This window comes from Acinetobacter sp. YH1901141, assembly GCF_013416935.1.
Taxonomy (GTDB): Bacteria; Pseudomonadota; Gammaproteobacteria; order Pseudomonadales; family Moraxellaceae; genus Acinetobacter; species Acinetobacter towneri.
On record NZ_VPEY01000013.1, the window covers coordinates 22,702 to 48,484 of the forward strand.

General features: G+C 42.4%; 17 protein-coding genes. 5 read left to right on the forward strand and 12 right to left on the reverse strand.

Annotated elements, in window-relative coordinates; all coding sequences use genetic code 11:
* Positions 1 to 62: 62 nt before the first annotated feature.
* The 7 genes from FTV52_RS08705 to FTV52_RS08735 form a co-directional block, all read right to left on the reverse strand.
* Positions 63 to 893, reverse strand: a complete 831-nt coding sequence (locus FTV52_RS08705) for a cyclopropane-fatty-acyl-phospholipid synthase family protein (protein WP_004970181.1) — start codon at positions 891 to 893, stop codon at positions 63 to 65.
* 297 nt (positions 894 to 1,190) lie between these two features.
* A complete protein-coding gene (locus FTV52_RS08710; RefSeq protein ID WP_004970183.1) occupies positions 1,191 to 2,498 on the reverse strand; it encodes an FAD-dependent oxidoreductase in 1,308 nt (435 codons plus the stop codon).
* Between the two features lie 423 nt (positions 2,499 to 2,921).
* Positions 2,922 to 3,806: a pirin family protein gene (locus FTV52_RS08715; RefSeq protein WP_179990580.1), complete on the reverse strand. Its 885-nt coding sequence runs from the start codon at positions 3,804 to 3,806 to the stop codon at positions 2,922 to 2,924.
* 196 nt (positions 3,807 to 4,002) lie between these two features.
* Positions 4,003 to 4,566: an alkyl hydroperoxide reductase subunit C gene (gene ahpC, locus FTV52_RS08720; RefSeq protein ID WP_004970191.1), complete on the reverse strand. Its 564-nt coding sequence runs from the start codon at positions 4,564 to 4,566 to the stop codon at positions 4,003 to 4,005.
* Between the two features lie 250 nt (positions 4,567 to 4,816).
* Entirely contained in the window at positions 4,817 to 5,392 is a 576-nt protein-coding gene (ssb, locus tag FTV52_RS08725; RefSeq protein WP_096902231.1) for a single-stranded DNA-binding protein, read from the reverse strand.
* Between the two features lie 51 nt (positions 5,393 to 5,443).
* Positions 5,444 to 6,808 (reverse strand): MFS transporter, encoded by a 1,365-nt coding sequence (locus tag FTV52_RS08730; protein WP_179990582.1) that lies wholly within the window; start codon positions 6,806 to 6,808, stop codon positions 5,444 to 5,446.
* Between the two features lie 215 nt (positions 6,809 to 7,023).
* A complete protein-coding gene (locus FTV52_RS08735) occupies positions 7,024 to 8,109 on the reverse strand; it encodes a DUF475 domain-containing protein (protein ID WP_004970195.1) in 1,086 nt (361 codons plus the stop codon).
* 304 nt (positions 8,110 to 8,413) lie between these two features.
* Between FTV52_RS08735 and tenA the strand changes: the two genes are divergently transcribed.
* Together tenA and uvrA are read left to right on the forward strand one after the other, a co-directional pair.
* On the forward strand, positions 8,414 to 9,088 hold the full coding sequence (tenA, locus tag FTV52_RS08740; protein WP_004970198.1) for a thiaminase II: 675 nt from the start codon (positions 8,414 to 8,416) through the stop codon (positions 9,086 to 9,088).
* Positions 9,089 to 9,230: 142 nt separating this feature from the next.
* On the forward strand, positions 9,231 to 12,065 hold the full coding sequence (uvrA, locus tag FTV52_RS08745) for an excinuclease ABC subunit UvrA (RefSeq protein WP_179990584.1): 2,835 nt from the start codon (positions 9,231 to 9,233) through the stop codon (positions 12,063 to 12,065).
* 124 nt (positions 12,066 to 12,189) lie between these two features.
* On the opposite strand, the gene FTV52_RS08750 is transcribed toward uvrA, so the two are convergent.
* Positions 12,190 to 13,890 carry a GGDEF domain-containing protein gene (locus FTV52_RS08750; protein ID WP_179990628.1) on the reverse strand — a complete coding sequence of 567 codons (1,701 nt, stop codon included), beginning with the start codon at positions 13,888 to 13,890 and terminating at the stop codon, positions 12,190 to 12,192.
* Positions 13,891 to 15,015: 1,125 nt separating this feature from the next.
* Here FTV52_RS08750 and omp33-36 point away from each other — a divergent pair.
* A complete protein-coding gene (omp33-36, locus tag FTV52_RS08755; RefSeq protein WP_257221709.1) occupies positions 15,016 to 15,936 on the forward strand; it encodes a porin Omp33-36 in 921 nt (306 codons plus the stop codon).
* Positions 15,937 to 16,026: 90 nt separating this feature from the next.
* On the opposite strand, the gene FTV52_RS08760 is transcribed toward omp33-36, so the two are convergent.
* The 3 genes from FTV52_RS08760 to FTV52_RS08770 form a co-directional block, all read right to left on the reverse strand.
* Positions 16,027 to 16,725: an ion channel gene (locus tag FTV52_RS08760; protein ID WP_179990587.1), complete on the reverse strand. Its 699-nt coding sequence runs from the start codon at positions 16,723 to 16,725 to the stop codon at positions 16,027 to 16,029.
* A gap of 208 nt (positions 16,726 to 16,933) precedes the next feature.
* Positions 16,934 to 18,643, reverse strand: coding sequence for a cation acetate symporter (locus FTV52_RS08765; protein ID WP_179990589.1), 1,710 nt, complete (start codon positions 18,641 to 18,643; stop codon positions 16,934 to 16,936).
* Position 18,644: 1 nt separating this feature from the next.
* A complete protein-coding gene (locus FTV52_RS08770; RefSeq protein ID WP_179990591.1) occupies positions 18,645 to 18,977 on the reverse strand; it encodes a DUF485 domain-containing protein in 333 nt (110 codons plus the stop codon).
* A gap of 185 nt (positions 18,978 to 19,162) precedes the next feature.
* Here FTV52_RS08770 and FTV52_RS08775 point away from each other — a divergent pair, with 185 nt between their 5' ends.
* Entirely contained in the window at positions 19,163 to 22,654 is a 3,492-nt protein-coding gene (locus FTV52_RS08775; RefSeq protein ID WP_154321180.1) for a PAS domain-containing hybrid sensor histidine kinase/response regulator, read from the forward strand.
* A 524-nt stretch (positions 22,655 to 23,178) separates the two neighbouring features.
* Complete coding sequence (locus tag FTV52_RS08780) at positions 23,179 to 23,946, forward strand: hypothetical protein (protein ID WP_096902222.1); 768 nt, start codon at positions 23,179 to 23,181, stop codon at positions 23,944 to 23,946.
* 125 nt (positions 23,947 to 24,071) lie between these two features.
* On the opposite strand, the gene FTV52_RS08785 is transcribed toward FTV52_RS08780, so the two are convergent.
* A complete protein-coding gene (locus tag FTV52_RS08785; protein WP_179990594.1) occupies positions 24,072 to 25,772 on the reverse strand; it encodes an NAD-dependent malic enzyme in 1,701 nt (566 codons plus the stop codon).
* Positions 25,773 to 25,783 lie beyond the last annotated feature (11 nt).

A 25,783-nucleotide genomic window follows, 5' to 3' on the forward strand; every position in this document is an offset into this window, starting at 1 on the left:
AAGCTAAGCATGGACAACTAAACACCGAAAAATCCCATCATCTAACAGCTCATTACAATAGATTAAGCTTTTTCCGCACTCACCTGCACATATTTAATCCAGCCATCTGCATAGAGCTTGGCACATAAACGTGCGGTCATGGCAATTTTAAACCAGTCTGCATCTCGCGTTTGAATTTGATGCTTGAGATGCTGATACACATAATCAGCAAAACCCGCCAAAACCTGTGCCGACAAATCTTCCACCTGAATCTGTTTAAATTCAAACTGTGCCAAGACCGCTCGAAGCTGACTTTCGGACATTAGATCTTTAAAATTGACATCGGCAGATTTTAATAAGGCACGATATTGCAGCTGTTTGAATGCATGTGGTGGCGCTTGTTCTGCCCAAATTAAATAATGAAAGCCCAAACGTCCGTTTGAATTCAAAACTGCATTGACCTGACTTAAAAATGAATTCAAATGACTGTGATATGCCGCATCAATACAGAACACCACATCAAAACGTGGTTGTGGAAAAAGTGCTTTTAAATTTAAAAATGAAGCAGCGTGAATTTTAATATTTGAATTTAAATGTTGTCGAATCGACTGCACATGATGATCTTGTAGCTCAACAGCTTCAAGTCGTTGTATTTGATAGTGTTCCAACCAATATTTAAGACTGGCACCTTGCCCACAGCCTAAATCCAGTACAACATCTTTTGAATTTAAATGCACTGCTGCGGCCAAATGCGCTGCTAAATTTTGACATGCAGCGGGATAATCAGATCCCACTGCATCTGACCAATAACCTAAATTGCTCCACGGCAGTGCGGAAGTATCTCCCAAATATGCCGCTTGAATGGCATATTTATGTTTTGGAAAATGCTGTCGTATCGCCTGTTGCCATTTCATACTGACTCAGTCTAATTCAAAAAAGAGGGGCTGTTGATAATTCATCTATGTTTGCGACAACGCATATTTTTTAGCTGATATAAGGCATGAGGCAGGAAATTTAGTCATTCTAAATGACTGACTCATAACGCAATAGCAGCAAAAAATATGCTTGTCCTGAAAGGCTGTGGCTAAAACTTTCTCAGATTGCGTTATGAAACTTGGCAATAGTCTCGCTATTCCCTGCGTTTCATGCCTGATCTGCTCAGTTTTAGCCTACAGCACAAACCATTTATGAAATATCAACAGACCCTAAACTTAATAACCTAATTGCGGCGCAACCTCAACTTGTGGTTTTAAATCAATAAACGGTAATGGTGCACCAAAAATTTCTGCAATATGCATAGCGGAAGTCACTGCAGATTCTAAAATTGGTAAACCATCGCACGACCATGAACCGCAGAAGAACACTTTACGATTGTCTTGGTGATGGCGCTGCTGCAACTCTTTGTTTAATGCCACTGTCTTTGAATCCACCACAGCGCGGGTTAAAGTTACCGTTGAAATGATCTTTTTCGGATCAATTGGTGTAACTGGACGCCATGTTTGGAACACTGGCGATTTACCGACCAAAGTTGGTTCGATCGAGTTAAGCCATACCGTAAATTGCTGACGAGTAAATTTACGATCCATCATATAACTTAAAACAGACCAATCTTTACGTTTTGGCGGCATCACCGTTTGATCAGTGTGAATCACCAAATCACCCTGCTCGAATTTGAACTGTTTAAGCAATTCAATATCTTCTGCAAATTGTTGATTGTCCAAGAAGTCTTGGACTTTAGTGGTTGGCGTTGCAATCACCACACGGTCAAATGTTTGCGACTGACCCTCAGAATTTTCAACAATTACACCATCTTCTTGTTGATGAACACGAGTAATCGCTGCACCACTTTGAATATTAATACCTTCAATCAACTTATCAACCAATGCAGGCGTGCCACCTTGTAAACGCAATAATGCATCACCATCAGTCAATTGGCGTAAAAATACCAACAATGGTTTTGCTGGCCATTCACCAATGGTTTTAGGGTCACAAGTACAAATGGTGTAAAGCACTGGCATCACTGCACCATGCCAAAACACTTCTTCAATTTCGTTACGGTTGATAAATTCCGCAAGGGTAATGTCTTGGTTTTTAGATTTGAAAAATTTAGCGATGGCTGTTTTTAACTGCAACATGCCTTTTACCAAACGCCAGCCGTATTGTTGTATGCCTTTACGGTTGTTAATGATTGGGAAATTACCAATACGGGTACGGCTTGTGGTCAGCCAAGTTTCGGTACGATCTTCAAATAACCAACTGCACGCCATATAAGTACGCACAGGATAAGTTTTAATGCCTAAATGTGTGGCCAAGCTGAGGGTGTTTTTCCACAAATGTGGGTTCATGACCCGTAACGGCGCATCAATTAAACCATCCTCAAATTCGATGCTATGACTGTCCATTCCACGACCAGGCAGCGCCTCAAAAATTGTAATGTTATGCCCTGCATCTTTAAGAATTCTTGCGGTAGCCAGTCCAGCCATACCACTACCGATCACTGCGATATCCAAACCGATCATCCATCTTTTTACATACTTTATGAAATTATGAACCATGCCTAAGGAAAATGAGCTATTAAAAACTACCAGATTGTGTACTTTTCACAGAGAAACAACACAAAGTACATTGGCAATATGATTACATTTTTTAACAATCAGAAAGTGCTTAAATAAGCCTTAGAATTTATTTATATTATTTCTTTAATACTATAAATAGTGTTCTAAACCATATAGATAAATTAACCATTTATATAATTTTCGTTTTACAAATAAATCTCTAAACGCTATGATAGTAGGCACAAAATTAATAACTAAATCACAAATAATTATCATAAAGAATATGATCAATCCGCTAAAACTAGAAATTTGACAGCGCCAGAATAACAAAAGCCTCAGTCGGGACATCGACATGAGGCTTTTTTCTTGGCTAAGATTTTTTAAAGCTTAACCCGCTTGATGTTGAATCGGAATTTCACCAAACTTGCCTTGATTAAAATCTTCAAAAGCTTGAATGATTTCCTGCTTGGTATTCATGACAAATGGACCATAGCCTTGAATAGGTTCATTTAATGGCTTGCCTGTCAGCACTAAAAATTGCGTATCTTGCAGTGCTTCAAGCTGAATTAACGCTTCGCCATCTTGAGCAAATAACACCACTGAGTGATCTTGCACAAGTTGACTGCCATTGACCCGCACTTCACCTGCCAACACCACCAATAAAGTATTGTGATCTACCGGCACATGCAGCGCTTGGGTCTGTGCAGCTTTCAGTTGCCCATCCCAAACATTGACAGGGCTAAAGGTGCTGGCAGGCCCAGATTGCTCTGCGTACTGACCTGCAATAATGCGTAAATGCCCCGCCTGATTTTCAAACTCAATTTTCGGAATATTTTGAGATTCAATGGCTTGATAACGTGGCGATGTCATTTTGTCTGCGGCAGGCAAATTCACCCAAAGCTGCACCATTTCAAACAATCCGCCTTGTGCTGCATAGTCTTTGGAGTGAAATTCCTCATGCACCACACCCGCACCTGCTGTCATCCACTGCACATCGCCTGTTTTGATGGTGCCACCACCACCTGCCGAATCTTTATGCGTCACTTCGCCCCGATAGGCAAGCGTCACCGTTTCAAAATCGCGATGTGGATGCGAACCAACACCATGTTGTGCGGTAGTCGCATCAAAATGATACGGCGCTGCATAATCCAAGAGTAAAAATGGACTGATCGCCTGCCCTAAACGGTCATAAGAAAATAGATTTTTGACTGGAAAACCATTGCCCACCCAATGCATGTTTTGGTTGCGATATAAACCGATTATTTTTTTCATGTGTTACACCTATTGCTAGGAGAATAGATGTTTTGATCTTAATCGCTCATCGCACCACAACCTAGTGCAAATTTGGCATACAGCATTGCAAGAATGGAATAATCTTGCTGAAACTTATACATGGTTAAACAAATCATGAGCATAAAAAATCCAGAAGCGAGGTTCTGGATTTTTAAAATTGAGTGCGATGATTCGATTAGATTTTACCCACCAAATCAATAGATGGTGCTAGGGTTGCATCGCCTTCTTTCCACTTGGCAGGGCAAACTTCGCTAGGGTGTGCATGCACATATTGCGCTGCTTTTACTTTACGCAACAACTCTTGCGCGTCACGACCAATACCGCCTGCATTGATTTCTACAATTTGGATTTTACCTTCAGGGTCAATCACGAAAGTACCACGATCTGCCAAACCTTCTGCTTCAATCAGCACCTCAAAGTTTTTAGACAATGTCCAAGTTGGGTCGCCAATCATTGGATATTGAATCTTTTTAATTTCTTCTGAGGTGTCGTGCCATGCTTTATGGGTAAAGTGTGTGTCTGTAGATACTGAGTAAATTTCCACACCCATTTTTTGGAATTCAGCATATTGATCGGCTAAATCGGCAAGTTCAGTTGGGCAAACAAAGGTGAAATCTGCAGGGTAGAAAAACACCACTGACCATTTACCAATAAAGTCTTGCTCAGATACGTCAATAAATTGACCATTGTGGTAAGCGGTTGCGTTAAATGCTTTGACTTGGGTATTGATTAAACTCATGGATGACTCCTCAATTCGTTTCGGGGATTGCTTATCTTGTGTAGCTAGAATACGAAAATCGAAAGAATCGGTAAAACAGTGTTTTTTTATAAAAATAATCGGATTTATGAATTATAAATCCTATCATAGTTTGAAATTTAATCGAGAAAATAGATATTTGCTAAATATCTGCATAAAAAACCCTTTGTCGAAACAAAGGGTTTGGATGATGATTTTCCATTTTGAATCAAATGGCTATCTCTAGTATGTCTCAAAACGGCAAATCATCATCTAAATCTGCAGGTGCGGTTGCAGGCGCAGCTTGTGGCTTCGGTGCAAAACCACTTGGGTTATTGTTGGCATAGCCACCACCCTGATTTTGGTTAAAACCGCCTTGATTTTGATTCGCATAACCTGTGGCTGGAGCTTGGTTCTGATTGCCATAACCGCCTTGGTTATTGTTAAAACGTGGTTGAGCAAAGCCACCATCTTGCTGGTCAGATTGTCCACGGTTAGCAGAGTCGAGCATTTGCATTTGATCGCCACGAATTTCAGTGGTGTAACGCTCTTGACCATTTTGGTCTGTCCACTGACGCGTACGCAATGAACCTTCAATATATACTTTAGAACCTTTGCGTAAATATTGCTGTGCAATCTCGCCTAAACGGTTATGTAAAACAATGCGATGCCACTCTGTTTGCTCTTTACGCTCACCTGTGTTTTTGTCTGTCCAGACATCACTGGTTGCGATAGAAAATTGAGTGAGAGAACCACCATTTGGGAAAGTTTTTGTTTCAGGATCACGACCTAAAGTACCCACTAAAATGACTTTATTTACACCACGCATTAGACGTTTTCTTCCTATTTGTTTCTATTATTTACTTTATAAGAGTTATGCTTAAATGGCTACCTCTTTCCCCAACAAGTGCGTTAATTGTTGTCGCGCAGCATCATCAATTTGCTGTTTATCCACTTTCACATAAGCCACTTGCTGGTCAGACATCACCACGACCTCTTCAATACCACGAATTGCCAAAAGTTGAGAAGTCCATTCATCTGTTTCTCGGTTCTCAGGCAAACGCAACACCAAAGACGAAAGATAGCGCGGCTGCGCCAATCCAAAACTAACGAATAGCCAAATTATAGCAATCGCGGTCAAAATACTCCAACCCATTGCGGTGTGGTTGAGCATCAATAATTGTCCGCCAATCATCCCACCAAAGAATGCACCCAAAAACTGACTGCTGGCATTTACACCCATCGCGGTGGCTTTAGATTGAATTGGTGCAGCCTTTGACAACCACGAAGGTAATAAGGCTTCCATAACGTTAAAGGCAATAAAGAATAAACCCAAACCCAATAAAAGGATGTATTTCGATTCAAACCCGAAAATCAGCACCAACAGCCCTAAAATAATACCTGCAATCGCGGTCAGGAAAATGCCACGCATTTTGCGATATTTTTCTGCCAAAACAATGCTTGGAAATGCCACGAACAGACTGACCAACAACAATGGCAAATACACCCAACCATGATGCTGCAAAGGAATATCGGCAAATTGGATTAATTGCGAAGGCACATAAATAAACATGGCAGTCAGCAATAAATGTAGGGTAAATACCGATACATGCAGACGGTTTAAATCGCCCATTTTCAGGACTTGCTTTAACTGAGTGATATAGCCTTGCTGAAAATTACGATGATGACGCGTGACTTTAGGCACCAATAACAACATGAGAATCGCTGCTAGTCCCATCACTGTGGTGACCCAAAATAACCCTGAAATACCAACCCAGCCCGTAAGCCATGGCCCTAAACTAAAGGCCACCACAAAGGACATACCGATACTCATCCCCATCACCGCCATGGCTTTCATGCGGTTTTCTTCGCGGGTCACATCGGCCAGTAATGCCATCACCACGGCAGATACTGCGCCACCACCTGCAATGGCACGACCAATAATCACGCCATAAATGGTGTCAGACATGGCTGCAATTGCACCACCCAAAGCAAACAGTAATAAGCCAAAAACCACCAATGGCTTACGGCTATAACGGTCTGCAATTAAGCTAAACGGAATTTGTAAAATGGCTTGGGTGAGTCCATAAACACCAACGGCAAGACCAATCAGTGCAGGAGTTGAGTATTGATATGACTGCCCTGCTACTGAAAATACAGGAATAATCATGAACAGACCCAACATGCGCAATGCAAAAATACTGCTTAAAGCAAAGGTCGAGCGGCGTTCTAAGGCATTCATCATATCAATCGACTAAAACTAAATAATTTTGAATTTGCAGATATCCTACAACATTCAGCTTAAGGATGCTGATTTTTCCCGATGTTTATTCAACAGACCCTACTTTTTCAATAAAAAAGGGCGCAACGTTGTGCACCCAAATTTATATTTTATACAGTCTTCATCACCGTATTGCTCTGTGATTTCGCGGCAATACAGCAACGGGCATCACCATAGCATTAACCCGCTTTTGCCTGACGTTTTTTAAATTGAATAGATGCAATCACCGCCCAAACAATAAAGGCAACACCAATTAAACCTGTCACCACTTCTGGCACATGCAAGCCTGTACCGCTGGCAATCATAATAAAGGCCAACGCACCAATCGCATAGTGCGCACCGTGTTCAAGGTAAATATAGGCATCCAACGTGCCTTTTTCGACTAAATAAATCGTCATCGAACGCACGAAAATTGCACCAATCGCCAAGCCTAACATGATGATCACCACATCAGAGGTGATTGCAAATGCACCAATGACACCATCAAAACTGAACGAGGCATCTAGCACTTCCAGATATAAAAAGCCCCCAATACCCGCTTTCACCACGCCTGTCGGTACGCCATTTTCGTCATGACGCACAGCATTGCCCTGTTCATCGACCTCTGGTTCACCGCCCAACATGTGACTCAGCACTTGTACGCCAATATAAATCACGATGCCCCAAATACCCGCCATCGTCACCACAAGGCGCTTATCTTCCACCACATTGGCCGCCATGATTAACAAAGTCACTAAGGCCAAAAATACCGACATGGCAGGCACGCTTGCCAGATTGCTCAAACGACGCTCAAACCATCTAAACCAGTGCGTGTCTTTTTCATCATCCAAGAAAAAGTTTAGGAAAACCATCAACAAGAATGCGCCACCAAAAGCAGCAATTTCAGGGTGATGTGCCATCAGTTTAGCCGAATATTGCTTCGGATCATTCAATGCCAGTTGCACCACTTCCATCATGCCCATATCGGCAGTGACCGCCACAATGACCACAGGGAAAATTAAACGCATACCAAAAACTGCAATGATAATCCCCACGGTTAAAAACAGCATTTTCCAGAAATGATCCCAACCGCGCAGCACTGACGCATTCACCACCGCGTTATCAAACGACAACGACACTTCCATAATCGCCAAAATTGCGGTAATGGTTAGTGCGGTAAGCATGGTTTGCACACCTGCTTCTGGGCCATGGGTATAGCCCCAGTATGCAGATAGCGCAAGACACACAATCGAAAATACGATTGAGAAACCAAAATGTTTCATCATGAGAAACGACCTATCACTATATTTTGATCTGAACTTTTCATCTGCCGAATCTGTACCATCAACGCAAAGTACAGTTTTGATTAAGCTTTAACAGATACAAAAATTCTGAAAATTGAATTGCCCGAATTTTAAATCGGACAAAAACTGAGAATGTAAAATTTTATGCTGCAATTATGACGCTTTTTCCTCAACTTCGGCAAAATTCTTCGTATGATTTTTGGTTTCCCGATCAGATACCGTGAAAACCGTGTTTTTCATTCCCAAACTGCTATAGTGAAATGCAACGACATATTAGGAATTTAGGATGCGCTTTTCTCAAGACGCTTGGCAACGTAACCTTGCCCTTTATCACAAGACGCTCGCTTTACCATTTAATCAGGAGTTGGCACAAGGCACCTTAAGTAAAGCTGCTTTTGCACATTATGTGATTCAAGATTCACATTATTTAATTGCCTACGGGCGCGCACTGGCCGTCTGTGCGGCCAAAGCTTTTGATGCAGATGATATTATTCAGTTTGCAGATGCTGCTAAAATTGCAATTGTGGTGGAACGTACCTTACATGACAGCTTTATGCAGGAGTTTGATATTTCCAAACAGGAATTTGAAAGTACTCCGCTAACCCTTGCCTGCCATCACTACACCTCTTATTTAGTCGCAACTGCATGGTCGGAAAGCTATCCTGTGGTATTGGCATCACTACTGCCATGTTTCTGGATTTATGCCGAAGTCGGTAAAGATATCGTCAATAATTCTGCACCGAATAATCCGTATCAGGCATGGGTCGATACCTATTCGGGCGAGGAATTCCACACTGCAGTCAATAATGTGATTCAAACCATTGACCGTGTTGCTGCGCGCTGTGATGCCGACACCCTTGAAAAAATGCACCACGCTTACACCAAAGCCGCAGAACTGGAATGGTTATTCTGGGATAGCGCCTATCATCAACGTCAGTGGCCGGGTTTAGATCAAGCTTAACGGCCGCCCTCACGCACCGTATGGGGATCACTCCATACAGTGCGACAAGCCATGACCGATAAAGCATGAAAAATAACACTTGAACAATTTTCATGCGCTATCATATATAGGTTTTTCATTTGCAAAATATCGAGAAGTTTTTATGAGCCAAAGTCATATCCGTATTCGAGGTGCACGTACCCATAACCTAAAAAACGTGAACCTTGATATTCCACGCGATAAATTTGTGGTAATTACGGGTTTATCTGGTTCAGGAAAATCTTCACTGGCGTTTGATACCCTTTATGCCGAAGGACAGCGTCGTTATGTCGAATCGCTTTCTGCATACGCACGCCAGTTTTTATCGCAAATGGAAAAACCTGAAGTCGACTCGATTGAAGGTCTAAGTCCCGCAATTGCCATTGAACAGAAATCGACCAGCCATAACCCGCGTTCAACCGTGGGTACCATTACCGAAATTTACGACTATTTGCGTTTACTGTATGCACGTGTCGGCACACCCTACTGTCCTGAACATGATTTACCAATGGTGGCGCAAACTGTTTCAGAAATGGTCGATGCTGTAAAAGCACTGGAAGAAGGCACTGCCTTAATGCTACTCGCGCCGGTGATTCGTGAGCGTAAAGGCGAATATGTGCATCTGTTTGAACAGCTACAAAGTCAGGGTTTTGTACGTGCCCGAGTGGATGGCGAAGTCATGGACATAGACCCACCGCCTGAACTCGACAAAAAGAAAAAACACACGATTGAGGTAGTGGTAGACCGCTTTAAAGTCCGAGATGATTTGGGTAACCGTATTGCCGAAAGCTTTGAAACGGCACTGCGTTTAGGTGGCGATTTAGCCATTTTATCGTGGATGAATGCCGAACAGCCTGATCGTATTTTTTCAGCCAAACATTCATGTCCAAAATGTGATCGTGCCGTTGCTGAACTTGAGCCACGTTTGTTCTCATTTAACAACCCTTTTGGCGCCTGCCAAACCTGTGATGGTTTGGGGACACGTAGCCATTTCAGCGCAGAAAAACTAATTCCAAACCCTGAACTTTCAATCAGTCAGGGTGCAATTCGCGGTTGGGACAGACAGCGTCCCTATTATTACAGCATGCTAGAAAAAGTCGCAGCACATTATGAACTTTCATTAGAAACTGCGTGGAATCAGCTTGACAGCACTACCCAGAAGAAATTTCTGTACGGTACAGGCAAAGACAAAATTGACCTGAGTTATACCGATGAACGTGGTCGCCATCATAAACGTGTGATTGCTTTTGAAGGTGTGTTGCCGCATTTAGAACGTCGTTATCGTGAAACCGAAAGTAATTATGTACGCGATGATTTGGCACAGTATTTATCTAATGCGGCCTGTGATGCCTGCGGAGGTTCACGCTTAAATGAAATCTCTCGTAATGTCCGTGTGAAAGACAAAACTATTGCTCAAATTACCCAAATGTCAATTGGTGATGCCGAGCAGTACTATCAAGGACTGAATCTGGATGGTGCCAAAGGTGAAGTGGCAGATAAAATCTTTAAAGAAATTCGTGAGCGCTTACATTTTTTAGTGTCGGTAGGTTTGAATTATTTAAGTTTGTCACGTTCTGCCGAAACGCTGTCTGGCGGCGAAGCACAGCGCATCCGTTTGGCATCGCAAATTGGTGCAGGCCTCATGGGCGTGATGTATGTGCTGGATGAACCCTCTATTGGCTTACACCAACGCGACAATGACCGATTGCTAGAAACCCTGATTCGTTTACGTGACTTGGGCAATACCGTATTGGTGGTAGAGCATGATGAAGATGCCATCCGTGCAGCCGATCATATTATTGATATTGGCCCAGGTGCAGGTGTGCATGGCGGGCATATTATTGCCGAAGGCACCTATGCAGAGCTGGCGGAAAATGCCGATTCACTGACAGGACAATATTTATCGGGCAAGTTAAAAATTGAAGTACCAAAAAAACGTACCCAACCACCGCATCCTGAACAACAAATTAAACTCACGGGAGCCGCAGGACACAACCTGAAAAAAGTGGATCTGACTCTACCTTTAGGGGTCATGACTTGCGTTACTGGCGTATCAGGCTCGGGTAAATCGACCTTAATTAACCGCACTTTATTGCCTTTGGCTGCAACACAATTAAATGGCGCAACTACATTAACCGCAGAAAAATTCGACTCGATTGATGGTTTGCAATATTTAGATAAAGTGGTGGATATTGACCAAAGCCCGATTGGGCGAACGCCACGCTCGAACCCCGCGACCTATACAGGCTTGTTCACTCCAATTCGTGAGCTGTTTGCGCAAACCCCTGAAGCTAAAGCACGTGGCTATGCAGCAGGACGCTTCTCCTTTAACGTTAAAGGTGGACGCTGCGAAGCTTGTGAGGGTGATGGCATGATTAAAGTTGCCATGCACTTCTTGCCAGATATGTACGTGCCTTGCGATGCCTGTCATGGTAAACGCTATAACCGCGAAACTTTGGAAGTCAGTTATAAAGGTCGCAATATTTCTGATGTTTTGGAAATGACCGTTGAAGATGCCATGCATTTCTTTGATGCCATTCCTGTGATTCATCGTCGGTTGGAAACGTTAAATCAGGTTGGCTTGGGTTATATCCGCCTTGGTCAATCAGCTACAACTTTATCTGGCGGTGAAGCACAGCGCGTAAAACTGGCGCGTGAACTGGCCAAACGAGATACAGGCAAAACCCTGTATGTACTGGATGAACCGACCACTGGTTTGCACTTCCATGACATTGCCAAATTGCTCGACATCCTGCATGAGCTACGCAACAAGGGTAATACCATTGTGGTGATTGAACACAACCTAGATGTGATTAAAACTGCAGACTGGATTGTCGATTTAGGCCCTGAAGGTGGTGCAGGCGGTGGACAAATCATTGCCGAAGGCACACCTGAAACTGTCGCAAAATCTAAAATTTCACATACCGCAAAATTCTTAAAACCGATGTTAAAAGGCTAAAATAGATTATTTCAGTTTTTAAGCCCATTCAAGTTTAAATACAGATTCAGCACAAACTTGTGCTGAATCTTTCACTCTAGGCTTTTTATCACTTCGGAAATGCTCGTGGATCAATTACTGTGACTTAGTCACCAGCAACGGCATTGCGCCCACGTGCTTTGGCTCTAAATAAGTGTTTATCGGCTTTTTCCAACAATCTGCTCCATGACGCAGCACCCACCGCCACGCCAGCACTGACCGACACTTGAATATAATCATTCAGTTCTGGAATAAAAATTTCTTGATTCACAATATGGCAGCGCAATTTATCTGCCAAATACAGCGCCTCAGTAAATTCTATTTGCTCAATCAAAACCAAAAACTCATCGCCACCATAACGCACCACCAAGTCTGAGGCACGGACATGCGCTTTGAGAGTATCGGCAATACATTTTAAAGCTTGGTCACCTACCACATGCCCGAAGGTATCGTTAATGTGTTTGAATTTATCCACATCCATAATAATCAGACCAGTTTTGCTCAATTTTTCAGGTCGATGTTCTAAATATTTGATGTATTCCTCAAGCGCCAAACGGTTGGAAACACCAGTTAAGGCATCGGTATTGGCAATATTACGCAGCTGAAATTCTAAAATATCGCGTTGCTCTAGGCGTTGTTTTAGTTTTTGAATAGCCTCAAAGAGCGTTACCTTGTCTGGATTTTGCGTACCTTGAGCTTCATCTTCATAAGCTGCCAAACGTAAAATTTGACTGCGCGCCTGAATTAAGGGAATAAAGACCTTCGAACGCGCATAGACCATAGTGAAAATCGCAGCCAATAACGAAATAATTGACACCACTAGCGTTAAAATAAAAGTACGCTGAGCCTGATGATAATCTTTGTGTGCAACCTGCAAACTGTGCGCTAATATAAATGACTGCAAACTGACCACAGTGTTGAATTTATCCACAATTTTTTGGGTGAGTTCAGTACCTGTCAATGAATAAGGTTGTCCATGAATACTTTGCTGAATCAATTGATTAACGATAGGAATTCCCTCATCCAAAAACTCCTTTTTTAATTGATTATGCAAAATATTATATTCAGGAATTTTATGTGCTTCAGGCAAAATGGTATGGATTAAATCCCACAAATAATAAGCTTGGCGTTGGGTTTGCAAAGAGCTCGCCAAATTGGTTTCAGGAATTTTTTCAGCAAACGTTACCGCGGCAATAATATTGGATGCCACCCTTCCCGCTTGATCACGCAAATCTGAAAGAACAAAAATCACACTATAATAGGTCGATACCGATGAGTCTTTTGCCACTGAATCGAGCATGACGTGTTTCAGCACATGCTGAGAACTGTCCCATGCCGCAAACATTTTTTGAATCGCATGATCCATCTGTTGAGAGCTACGCAAATGCTGTGGAGTTGCTGCATATTCATCGACCGCCTGACGCCCTTGTTCTAAAGCAGTCTTTAACTGATGCGATAAATGATGCGCATGGATAATAAAACCTTCTTTTCTTAAAATATTGATGGTCTGTTCTACTTGTTGATCCACGCCAGCACGGTACGCTTTCAATTCTTGTAAATTTTGCTGAAATTCAGCTGCTGAACTCGACATGACTTTGTTTGCAGGTGCTCGTTCACGCGAAATACTATTGGTCAGTTCAGCCACTTTGCCTAATACAGAAATTTCAATTAAAGCACGTTTTGTTTTTTGATAACTCTGATAACTATTCACCATCAGAGGAACGCAAATAAAAAGCAATGACACGATAATAATGATCATCGAGATCAACAGTCGCTGACTGATATGCTCTGTGCGCAATTTCATCATCATGCTAAGTTTTACCTACGTCATTATAACTGTGCAAAATCGTGGACTTGATCACTTAATCGGCGACTATATTACATGAGCAATCTTTAAATTACTTACAAAAAAGATAATTAATTCACTTATATTTTGAATTATTTAGTTTTTATCACCAAATCATAACAGCTAAATTGGATCTGATATTTTAAACCTGTCTAACTAGAGCATCTTATTCAAGAAAACTTCTAAGCGCATACCCATGACCCATTTGCTTAAAACAACAAATACAAAAAATAATGTTTCAGCATGCAGAAAATATTTTACAGATGCAACATTTGGGTGCATAATGCACCTCATTAGGGCGAGTTTAGTTTTTCCTCAGCAGTAAACTAAATTTACCCGCAAATTTTGGCGAAAAATCCCAGTTTTTGAAAGAAAACTGGGATTTTTTTATGGGTTTTGATCATATCACACCCTCATACTGCACCATATCGGTGCAATTTTCTCAAAACCATTTGCGTTTTCACATGCAAAAAAAAACCCAACCTTGGGGAAAGTTGGGCAGATAAAAAGCAAACAATTATGGAGAATCAGATCGCACTACTGGATGAACCAAGCTTAGGATTTGATGGTTAAATTATGAGATAAGTCACATAATTTAAAAACCCGACTTAAGTAGTAGGACTTCATGGTGGAATTATGAAATAAATCACAGTTTATGTAAAGCCTAGTCAACCAGTCTGATTTATTTTTATACAAATATTAAAATTTAATGTGACTAAACTCACATTAATTCAAATATTCCACTCAAATTCAGTCTAAACAAGCCTTCTTTATTGCTTGTTTTTTACCCAAATATCATGATTTCACCCTAAAACAGGTGAATTTTTCCGTTATTCTTCACATTCCAAGAATTATTATTAAAGATAATTTCAATAAAACTGATCGATTAATCCAATTAATGCTTTGCTTATTATTTCTACTTTTGTTGCAAAAACGAACATATCGACTTGTTATCCATACAGTTTTTAGGTTGACAGCAAAAATTTTATTTGAATATTTTTTAAACAACAAAGTCAATTGGACTTAATTCTTAAATAAAGTCCTTTTAGTTCATTGACTTAATAATTTGTTACACTAAAATGATCAATGTTTCATCCATTTTTAACAAAACTGGTAACTATCATGAAAAAACTCGGTTTAGCCACTGCATTATTATTAGCCATGACCGGTGCTCAAGCGTACCAATTCGAAGTTCAAGGTCAATCTGAATATATCGACAATACAGTAAACGATCAGGACTTTTATGGTGCCCTTCAAGGTACTTACTACTTCAAAAATGTTGATGCGACTAAAGGTCCATTGGCTGAAGCTGCGTTCTTAAACCAAGCATCTAATTTCTCATTAGCATATAACTATGGTGAAGACAAACTACCAGGTAATCGTGACGTTGTGCACGTGTATGGCGCTAAAGCTGAAGCGTATGTTCCAACTAAACTTGTTCCAGCGTATGCAAGTGCATCTTATAGCCATACTATCACAGACAATAAAACTGGCGAACCAAACGAGAATGGCGACCGTTATGCCTTAGAACTTGGTGCAGTCGTTGCGCCTAACTTTTTGGTTGCTGTTGGTTATACAAGTGTTGCAGACCAGTATTCTTTAGATGCTTTCAACATTCTTTCTAATGGTGTTGCTAAAGCAGCTCTTGAATCACTTTCAATTGGCGAAGACCCAAACTATGACCAAGATGCAATCACTGCACGTACTAAGTACGTAGGTGCAATTGACGGCACCAATATGGCTGTTGGTTTTGAAGCTGGTCTTGTATATGGTGAAGACACTATGTACAACTTAAAAACAGATCTTTACTTAACACCAGCGCTTAGCGTAGGTGCTTCTTATGTAGAAACAAGTGCTGACTCTGTTGTCGATTCTGCTTGGGGCGCGAACGTAAACTACTTCATCACTCCTGCAGTTGCAGTTGGTGCTAGCTATGTAAATGCGAATGCTGTAGGCGAAGCTGTTGACACTCAAACTGTTGGTGTAAACGCTAAATTCCGTTTCTAATTTCACATTAGACACTGAAGTTAAAAAAGACGCTCATCTGAGCGTCTTTTTTATGCCTGAAATATGTCATGAAAAATTTGAACTGCTATTTCACTCAGCCGAATCATCATGGTGATGATGCGGTAAGTGGCGAATGTACTGCAATGCGATTAAACGTGACACGATCAATGCCAAATACATCACCCCACAGAACATTTGCAACATGGCAATCACCCGTGCTTCCGGGCTGATCGGTATAAGGTCGGATAAACCTGTCGCGGACTGCAAACTAAAACTTAAAAACAGTAAATCCAACCAGCTTTGTAAACCTGTAACATTCGGGTTCTGAAAACTATTTGGAATCAGAATCTGGCAAATGCTGTATAAAAAAGCAAAACCCCAAGCAATTAAAGTAAACACTGCGGCAGCGGCAAACAGCTCATCTTTGGTTAAATAACGGTCATGGAACATATAGCGCAATAAGCCATAGGCTGCGCTAAAATAGGCTGCAGCTTCACAGGCATGACTCATCACCAAAATAAGAGAATGCCGCACACCCAATAAAATAAAGAATGAAAAGAACAAAGCTGCATAAACAAAACTGAGCCCCAAAATACTCAACATTGGCGTTTGTCTAATCACTTTGGCAATGAGCAGCAACACCAATACCCCCACCATCCAAGTGATGACTTTGTAGGGCATGTTGTGATGTGAAAAGAGTGAAAGTAGCAAAATCACAAACTGCAAAAACAACAGCCATGCCGAAGGTAATATCCGAAAACCTTTCCATACATTTTGTAGTGCTTGCATACGCCTCGGCTGCCTTTTTATTGTTTTGATTTCTAACATAACATGCTGCCAGATCACCGCATGCATGGACTCTGTATCAAAATTGCATATATAAAACCTCTCTATGCTTTAGATGAAATAGCCCTCCTAGATGCTAGATAGATCATCCACGAAATTTTAGCCATAAAAAAAGTCCCATTGCTGGGACTTTTTTGAGGTGTTTCAGACCTTAGTGGTCAGATGCACCAGAGATACCAATACCAGTTTGTGAGCGTACGAACTGTGCATCGAATGCTTTACGTTCAGCTTGTGCTTGCGCAGAGTTGTCAGTGATAGAGAACAACCAGCAGCAGAAGAATGAAAGTGGCATTGCAAAGATCGCAGGACCGTTAAATGGGTTGATTGGTGTGTCAGAAATTTGAAGCGTATCTACCCAAACTGCTTTAGACAATACAATCAAGGTTACTGCTGAAGCTAAGCCTGCTACACCACCAATCACTGCACCGCGAGTCGTTAAGCCTCTCCAGAACATAGACAATACAAGTACTGGGAAGTTTGCACATGCTGCTACAGAGAATGCTAAACCGACCATGAACGCAACGTTTTGTTTCTCGAAAAGAATACCCAAGATCATTGCGAAGATTGCTAAGCCTAAAGTTGCAATTTTAGACATGCGAAGTTCAGATTCAGGAGTCGTTTGACCTTTCTTGAATACGTTAGCATACAAGTCGTGAGAGATTGCTGAAGCACCAGACAATGTCAAACCAGCTACAACCGCAAGAATTGTTGCGAATGCTACCGCTGAAATGAAGCCCATGAACAAGTCACCGCCAACTGCGTCAGACAAGTGCACCGCAGCCATGTTGTTACCACCAACAAGTTCTAACTTGCCAGTAACTGCCATTTTCGCAACATCAAGGAATTGTGGGTTGTTTGATACATAAAGGATCGCACCAAAACCAATGATGAACGTTAATAGGTAGAAGTAACCAATGAAACCTGTAGCAACTACAACTGATTTACGCGCTTCTTTTGCATCTTTTACAGTGAAGAAACGCATCAAGATATGTGGTAAACCTGCAGTACCGAACATTAATGCAAGACCAAGCGAGATTGCATCAATTGGGTTAGAGGCTAACTTACCAGGACCCATAATGTTTGCAGCATCTGCCAAGCTCAAGTCATGTACTTTAGAGAATACTTGGATTGATTGCTCGAACATGTTAGTGAAGCTGAAGCCCACACCTTTCATTACCATGAAGGCCATGAAAGTTGCACCTGAAAGTAACATCACCGCTTTGATGATCTGTACCCAAGTTGTTGCCAACATACCACCGAACATTACGTAAGCCATCATGAGTAGACCCACGATTACTACAGCAAGGTTGTAGTTCAAACCAAAGAGTAGTTTGATTAACTGGCCCGCACCTACCATCTGTGCAATCAGATAGAACGCAACTACAACAAGTGAACTGAATGCTGCAAGGGTACGTACTGGCTTTTCAGCTAGACGGAACGATACCACGTCAGAAAGGTTATATTTACCTAAGTTACGTAAACGCTCAGCAATCAAGAACAATACAATTGGCCAGCCCACCATGAAGCCTAGTGAATATAGCAAGCCATCAAAGCCTGACATAAACACCATTGCGGAAATACCGAGGAACGATGCTGCTGACATATAGTCACCTGCAATCGCTAGACCATTTTGGAAACCAGAAATACCACCGCCTGCGGTATAGAAGTCCTTCGTGTTCGTGGTTTGCTTCGCTGCCCATTTAGTAATGAACAAAGTTGCGCCAACGAAAATCAAGAACATAATAATTGCTGGCCAGTTGGTTGGCTGCTGTTCTGCTGCACCTAAATCTGGTCCTGCAAATGCCATACCTGACATAAATACAGTAGACACAGCCAGTGCTTTCAATGAATTCCATTTCATCTTAGTGCGGTCCTTTCTCATGTGTAATTGCTTCAACTTCACGCATCGCTTCTTCATTCAATTGGTCAAGTTTGCTATTCGCAATTGATGCGTAAACCGCACATAAAATGAAAGATAAAACGATAATGCCCAGACCCAGTGGAATACCCCAAGTCGTCACACCACCTGAAATTGAACTCAATAAGAATTCTTTGTTATAGCCCACTAAAAGCATAAAACCTACGTACACAAACAACATGATTGCTGTTAATGTCCAGCTTAGGTTACTTTTTCTGCGAACCATTTCTTTGAATTTTGGGTTTTGTAGAATACGTTCTACTTGTACCTCATCCATAACCTGCTCCTTAAAGCGCCCTGCCTTAGGCGCAAATTTTTAATTCGAATTATTTCGAACTTAAAATTAACAATGTTAGAGCCGATTTGCAATTTAGACTTTGGTCGCTAAAAAAATGATCAACCTCAGCGCAAAGGCAATGGAATAGGCTATCATAGCCCTATTGTCGATACTTTTAAGGCATCATGAACAGCTGGCTCATTATGGGGGTTTTAGCCCTCTATATCGCATTACTTTTTATCTGTGCTTTCTATGGGGAAAAACACGCCAGTCGTTTAAGCACACGTGGGCGCATGCTCATGTTCAGCTTAACTTTAGGGGTGTACTGTTCATCATGGACTTTTTATGGTGCAACGGGCGCAGCCGTTCGTGAAGGGATCATTTTTTTACCCATTTATTTAGGGCCTTTGCTGTTTGTCGCTGTTGGTTATGATATTTGGCGACGTTTAGGTCGAGTGCGACAACACCACGCCATTTCATCCATTGCTGACTTTGTTGCTGCACGTTACGGTAAAAGCGGGCCATTGGCATCACTGGTCACAATTTTGGCGGTGATTGCAATTATCCCGTATTTGGCTTTGCAATTACGCGCAATTGCGCTCAGTGCCGCAGTGGTTTTAGATCAAAGCACCAATGTTGAAAGTACCACCAATGCGGTGTTATTCCTGACAGGTTTATTGGCTATTTTGGCGATGCTGTTTGGTACTCGACAAATTGCCAATACCGAACAACACGGCGGCTTAATGCTTGCGGTTGCCTTTGAGTCCTTTGTCAAACTATTTGCCTTGCTGGCTGTGGCCTTCTTCTTTGTATTTGAAGCGCCTGACAATATTCATCAAATTGCCAATGATGTTTCAATTACCTTCCATGAAGTACAGCTGTTTGGTGTGCCTGAAACCTTTTGGGTGCAAACCTTATTGGCGGCATTAGCGATTATTTGTTTGCCGCGTCAGTTTCACGTTGCTGTGGTCGAACTGCGCGATGAAAAACATATTCGGGGTGCGCGTCGCTGGTTTGCCGTTTATCTGATTTTAACCACCATCGCGATTGTTCCAATTGCCAGTTGGGCCTTGCACGCAGCTCCGCAATATTTAGCCATCCCAGATGTAGCGGTTTTGTCTTTGCCACTCAGTTATAACCAAGACTGGTTGACGCTGTTGGCGTTCTTGGGAGGATTCTCCGCCTCAACAGGCATGCTATTGGTATCTTCAGTAGCACTGTCGATCATGCTGAGTAATGACCTGATCATGCCTGCCTTGTGGCGCATGGGCATTTTCTCACGCCATGACAAGCGCTTGCCTTTGGTACTGAAATTCACCCGACGCATTTGTATTTTAGCGGTGATGCTGCTCGGCTTCCTGTTCTTCAACTTCTTTAACGATATTGATCAACTTTCTGTGTTTGGCTTGTTGGCCTTTAGTGCAGTGGCACAGTTCTCCCCTGCCCTGATTGGGGGGTTATATTGGCGTGGTGGCAGTAAACAGGGCGTTTATGCAGGCTTAATTGTTGGATTTGCGATGTGGGCCTATACCCTGCTACTTCCGACTATTTTACGCAGCCTGCCAAGTCAGTTCAGCGAGTTTACCCGTGAATTTTTATTGCTGGGACCTTTAGGCATCAACTGGTTACGCCCTGAAGCCTTGCTTGGCTTTGAATCTTTTGCCCCGCTCACACATGGGGTGGTTTGGGCGCTCGGTTTAAATATTTTGTTATATGTTTGGGTGTCACGTATTTTCCGCCCAAGTGTGGCAGAACAGATTCAGGCCGAAAGTTTCTTTTATTATGAAACCAAGCCTTTGCCAACTCAGAACATGAGCAACGAGGTCAGCTATTCACATCAGGATGTCGCGCGTTTAAAAGTAGGCGATTTAATCACACTGGCAAAACGCATTACAGGCGAATCTCCAACCCGACAAGCCTTTGAGCAGTTTAGTCAGCAAAATAATGTGGTGCTGAATGAAAATGCCAATGCCAACGGCATGTGGTGGCGTTTTACCGAACAATATTTGGCAGGCACCATTGGTGCAGCATCTGCGCGTACTTTGCTCACCACTGCCATGGTCAATAACGGACTCGCTTTAGGGCAAGTTGCGAATATTCTTGACCAAGCCTCACAATGGCAACGCTTTAACCAAAACCTAATCATGACCATGATTGACCACATGACCCAAGGCGTGAGTGTGGTAGATGAAAATATGTGTTTGGTAGCATGGAATAATCAATATCTCAAACTATTTGATTATCCTAAAGATATTGTCTATGTCGGGTGCCCAATTGCCGATTTGATTCGCTATAACGCAGAACGTGGTGAATGTGGTCCGGGCTCAATTGAAGAACACGTGCGTAAACGTATTCACTGGATGAAAATGGGCAGTGCACACGAGTTTGAACGCATCCGTAAAGATGGTCGTGTAATTCAAATGCGTGGTAATCCAATTGAAGGCGGTGGTTTCGTGACCACCTTTGCCGATATTACCGCTTTCCGTGAAAACGAAGCCGTACTTGAAGCACGGGTACAAGATCGCACACAACAATTGGCCGATGCTTTGGCAGAACAGCAATTGGCACGTGAACAAGCCGACAAAGCCAATATGTCCAAAAGCCGCTTTATTGCCGCTGCCAGTCATGACTTATTACAGCCAATGCATGCAGCGCGCTTATTCAGTACGGCTTTAGAGCAAAGTATTCAGTCCGATGAAGACCGTAAAACCCTGCAACAACTGGATCGTGCCCTGCATGGTGCAGAAAGTATGCTCTCGGCCTTGTTGGATATTGCCCGTTTGGAAGGCGGTACGATTCAGCCGAAACGTCAGGCTTATCCACTGCATGACTTACTCAGCGATTTAAGCCTGCAATTTAAATCCATTGCGGCACAACGTGGCATTGAATTCCGTGTGCATGACGTACAGTTCTGGATTGATACCGACCCACAATGGATTCGTCGTATTATTCAAAACTTTGTCAGCAATGCGCTGCGCTATACCGCCAAAGGGCGTGTGGTCGTGGGCGTGTTACGTTCTGCAGAACATCCACAACATATTAGAATTGGGGTGTGGGATACAGGTCCGGGTATTGCCGAAGAACAACGTATTAAACTGTTTCAGGAATTTGAGCGTTGCGGACATACGTCGCCTTGGGGTGAGCAAGGTCTAGGTCTTGGGTTAGCGATTGTGCAGCGTATGACCAGTTTGCTGAACTACCCTGTGCATGTCTATTCGGAATTGGGCAAAGGCTCGTGCTTTATGATTGAAGTGCCGATTGTCGAAGCTCCAAAAGTAGTGGCTGCACCTGTGCAAGTGGTGCCGTTGAAAACCAAAGCCTATAAAATTTTGTGTTTAGACAATGATGAAACCATTTTGGAAGGCATGGCGACCCTGCTGAGTAAATGGGGCTATCACGTATTTAAAGCCACCGAACCTGAACAAGCAATTGAGTTGATTCAACGTGAGCACATTCAAGTTTGGTTGGTCGATCAGCACTTAAATGACGATAAAATCGGTTTAGATTTTATTCTGGAACATCGTCAAGCCGATGTACCTGTGGCGTTAATTACAGCAGACTCCGACCCAGAATTGCCGCAGCGCTTAAAAGAGCTGAATATTGTATTGCTGAAAAAACCGTTAAAACCAGCATCGCTGCGTTCTTGGTTATCTGGACTGAAAATTTCAGGCAGCTGATAGCAATAAAACTTTGTCTGTCCCGCTTTAAACTGTGCTTGATTCAAGCCATGTTTAAAGTGCAAGGCAGGCAAAGCTATTCAATATCCGTCTTGTGGCGGCTTGAAGCTGTTTTACCAACTGCAACCCTAGACCACTCAAAAAATAACAGATTGCCTGTAAAGTGTCACAGCCATTGGCCTGATGCACAACACCCATTGACCAAAGTTTTCAAAAACACTGCCTTTTGATGCGCTACAATTCACATTAAATATCATGGTCAGATTCGCTATGACAAAGTCTGACAAGATCGTAAGCAAATACACCCAAACTTGCTTACAATTTCTTTAATTGCCGAGTTTGTAAAGGCTTTTCTGAGCACATTGCAATACATTAGACTTTAGTCTTATACATCTATTGACTATTCTGCGCGCATAACTAAGTACAAGAAATGATCAGCGCATTCATCTTCAAGCCACATCCAAGCAAATTTCCTGCCCTATTAAGCGTTGATCGACCTGTTTTCACGTTTTAGGAAGAATCTCATGAATACCGTGAACCATGAACAGCAGCTCGCAGAACAAACACAGCAGCTACAGCGTCAATATGGCGTAAATGCGCTATTGCCCGAAATTCACTGGGATCGTCTGTTTCAAAACAGCAAACTCAAAGCTCCTCATCTACAAGCGCTGAATACCCTGTATCAAACCGCAGTACCCTTAGCCCTACAAGTCTTTGAAGAACTCAATTTTGATGTGTTTCGCCCTGCGGCGTATCAACCACAAGGTTTAGGTCTGTTCAACAAACTTTCAGCACAGGAGGAGCAATTACTGGATGTTTTGGAACAAGAAGCGCAAGGCTTAGATCAAAGCACCCGCCAGCATATTTGGAGTATGTTATTACGTGGTGGTGCGGTACTGGTCTTTAAAGCATGGTTAGGCAAAGTCAAAACAGATGAGGCACAACTCGATACAGCTCAATTTGATGAATTGTCCGATTTGCTGTTCATTAAAACCTCACCTTTTGAGCTGGCAGAACGCTTAAAAGTCGATGCGCATGCACCCACTGAACATATTTTTCTACTGTATGGCAATGACGTGTATTTAGACCGTTTTAACAGTCTTGAAACGGCAGCCTTATTTGTCGATTTAGGCGTGTACGATGCTGCGTTTATAAGCCTGAGAGATGACCACGTTGCAAAATACCTGATTGGACAAGGCTATGTCAGTGAGCAGCAAATTGATGAATTGCAATGTGCCTTAAATCCTTTGAATTGTGCCGATTTAAATCCAAAACAGAACTATATTGCTTAGTGTGAGTTGAAGACTTAAATTCCAAGTAATCACATCGCAAACCCCATCCTATTCCAAATAAAAACAAGGCGTGCAATAGCACGCCTTGTGGCTTATTTCATTAACAATACACGAATGAATTTTGCTTAAAACGTCACACGTTTATAATCACGATATTCAGGCTTCCAGAAATTAGCCTCAATTGCCTCTCGTAATGCCTCATCACTCATGACAGCTGCAACGCCTGCATCCATTGCTGCTTTTGCGACTCTAAATGCAATAAATTTAGACACCTGCTGAATTTCATTTAAATCAGGCAATAAATCTGCATTTGGATCCTGCAACAATGGTGAGCAGTCCGCCAGCGCATTACTGGATGCAATTAACATACTGTCTGTCACACGTGTTGCCCCTGCAGCGATTACCCCTAAGCCAATACCTGGGAAAATATACGAGTTATTGCATTGGGAAATATTATAAAGTTTGCCCTGATAGTTCACTGGCTCAAATGGGCTACCTGTTGCAATTAAGGCCTTGCCTTCAGTCCACTCCAAAATATCGGCAGGAAATGCTTCAACTTGTGAGGTTGGGTTTGACAATGGCAACACAATTGGACGCTCGCAATTGGCAGCCAAGGTTTTAATCACCTCTTCAGTAAATAAACCCGGTTGCCCCGAAACCCCAATCACTACCGTTGGCTTGGCGTTTTGAATGACGTCCAACAGAGAAATCACACCTTCAGGATTGCCCCAATGTGCAACACGGTCAGGACTTTGTGCCAATTTACGTTGGAAATCGAGCAAGTTTGGCTGATTGCTGGTGAATAAGCCAAAACGATCCACCATATACACACGAGCACGTGCTTCAGCATCGCTTAAGCCTTCCACCACCATTTGCGCCACAATTTGCTCGGCAATACCACATCCTGCAGAACCCGCGCCCAAAAAGGCAATGGTTTGATCTTTCAGCTGCTTGCCTGCCGCACGTGATGCAGCAATTAAACTGCCCACAGATACAGCAGCAGTGCCCTGAATATCATCATTAAAACAGCAAATCTGATCACGATATTTATTCAGCAAGGGCATGGCATTTTTCTGAGCAAAATCTTCAAACTGAATCAATGCCTTTGGCCAACGGCGTTTCACCGCATCAATCACCTGATCGACAAATTGATAGTATTCCTCACCACTAATACGTGGCTGATTCCAGCCCATATAGATCGGATCATTCAGTAATTGTGGGTTATTGGTGCCTACATCTAAGGTAATGGGTAAGGTATAGGCAGGACTAATACCGCCACATGCTGTATATAAAGACAGTTTTCCAATTGGAATACCCATGCCGCCAATGCCCTGATCACCCAAGCCTAAAATACGCTCACCATCGGTAATCACAATCACTTTAACATTCTTTTTATTGATGTTTTGTACAATATCATCAATATGGGCACGGTCTGGATAGGAAATAAAAATACCCCGATGACGGCGGTAAATATCGGAAAAACGCTGACATGCCTCGCCTACAGTTGGGGTGTAAATAATAGGCATCATTTCACTCAAATGCTGTTCAATCAGGTGATAAAACAGGGTTTCATTGGTGTCCTGAATGTTGCGCAAATAAATATGCTTGTTGATGGCATCGCTAAAAGCAGAATATTGCTGATACGAACGCTGGCTTTGTTCTTCAATATTTTCAATTGCATGTGGAATTAAGCCATGCAAGTTAAAACGGGTGCGTTCTTCTTCTGAAAATGCAGAACCTTTATTTAATAAAGGCAATTCTAAAAGGCCGTTGCCCGCATAGGGAATATATAAAGGACGTTTCTGCTGCAAATTTGCGGTTGTCATTGTTCATCTCA

Bases quoted from the DNA above. Each gene is read 5' to 3' on its own strand.
- FTV52_RS08780 (WP_096902222.1), top strand. From the start codon at position 23,179: ATGAATACCGTGAACCATGAACAGCAGCTCGCAGAACAAACACAGCAG.
- FTV52_RS08785 (WP_179990594.1), bottom strand. From the start codon at position 25,772: ATGACAACCGCAAATTTGCAGCAGAAACGTCCTTTATATATTCCCTAT.
- FTV52_RS08765 (WP_179990589.1), bottom strand. From the start codon at position 18,643: ATGAAATGGAATTCATTGAAAGCACTGGCTGTGTCTACTGTATTTATG.
- FTV52_RS08750 (WP_179990628.1), bottom strand. From the start codon at position 13,890: ATGATGAAATTGCGCACAGAGCATATCAGTCAGCGACTGTTGATCTCG.
- FTV52_RS08715 (WP_179990580.1), bottom strand. From the start codon at position 3,806: ATGAAAAAAATAATCGGTTTATATCGCAACCAAAACATGCATTGGGTG.
- FTV52_RS08710 (WP_004970183.1), bottom strand. From the start codon at position 2,498: ATGATCGGTTTGGATATCGCAGTGATCGGTAGTGGTATGGCTGGACTG.
- ssb (WP_096902231.1), bottom strand. From the start codon at position 5,392: ATGCGTGGTGTAAATAAAGTCATTTTAGTGGGTACTTTAGGTCGTGAT.
- ahpC (WP_004970191.1), bottom strand. From the start codon at position 4,566: ATGAGTTTAATCAATACCCAAGTCAAAGCATTTAACGCAACCGCTTAC.
- uvrA (WP_179990584.1), top strand. From the start codon at position 9,231: ATGAGCCAAAGTCATATCCGTATTCGAGGTGCACGTACCCATAACCTA.
- FTV52_RS08730 (WP_179990582.1), bottom strand. From the start codon at position 6,808: ATGATGAATGCCTTAGAACGCCGCTCGACCTTTGCTTTAAGCAGTATT.
- omp33-36 (WP_257221709.1), top strand. From the start codon at position 15,016: ATGTTTCATCCATTTTTAACAAAACTGGTAACTATCATGAAAAAACTC.
- FTV52_RS08735 (WP_004970195.1), bottom strand. From the start codon at position 8,109: ATGATGAAACATTTTGGTTTCTCAATCGTATTTTCGATTGTGTGTCTT.
- FTV52_RS08705 (WP_004970181.1), bottom strand. From the start codon at position 893: ATGAAATGGCAACAGGCGATACGACAGCATTTTCCAAAACATAAATAT.
- FTV52_RS08775 (WP_154321180.1), top strand. From the start codon at position 19,163: ATGAACAGCTGGCTCATTATGGGGGTTTTAGCCCTCTATATCGCATTA.
- tenA (WP_004970198.1), top strand. From the start codon at position 8,414: ATGCGCTTTTCTCAAGACGCTTGGCAACGTAACCTTGCCCTTTATCAC.
- FTV52_RS08760 (WP_179990587.1), bottom strand. From the start codon at position 16,725: ATGCAAGCACTACAAAATGTATGGAAAGGTTTTCGGATATTACCTTCG.
- FTV52_RS08770 (WP_179990591.1), bottom strand. From the start codon at position 18,977: ATGGATGAGGTACAAGTAGAACGTATTCTACAAAACCCAAAATTCAAA.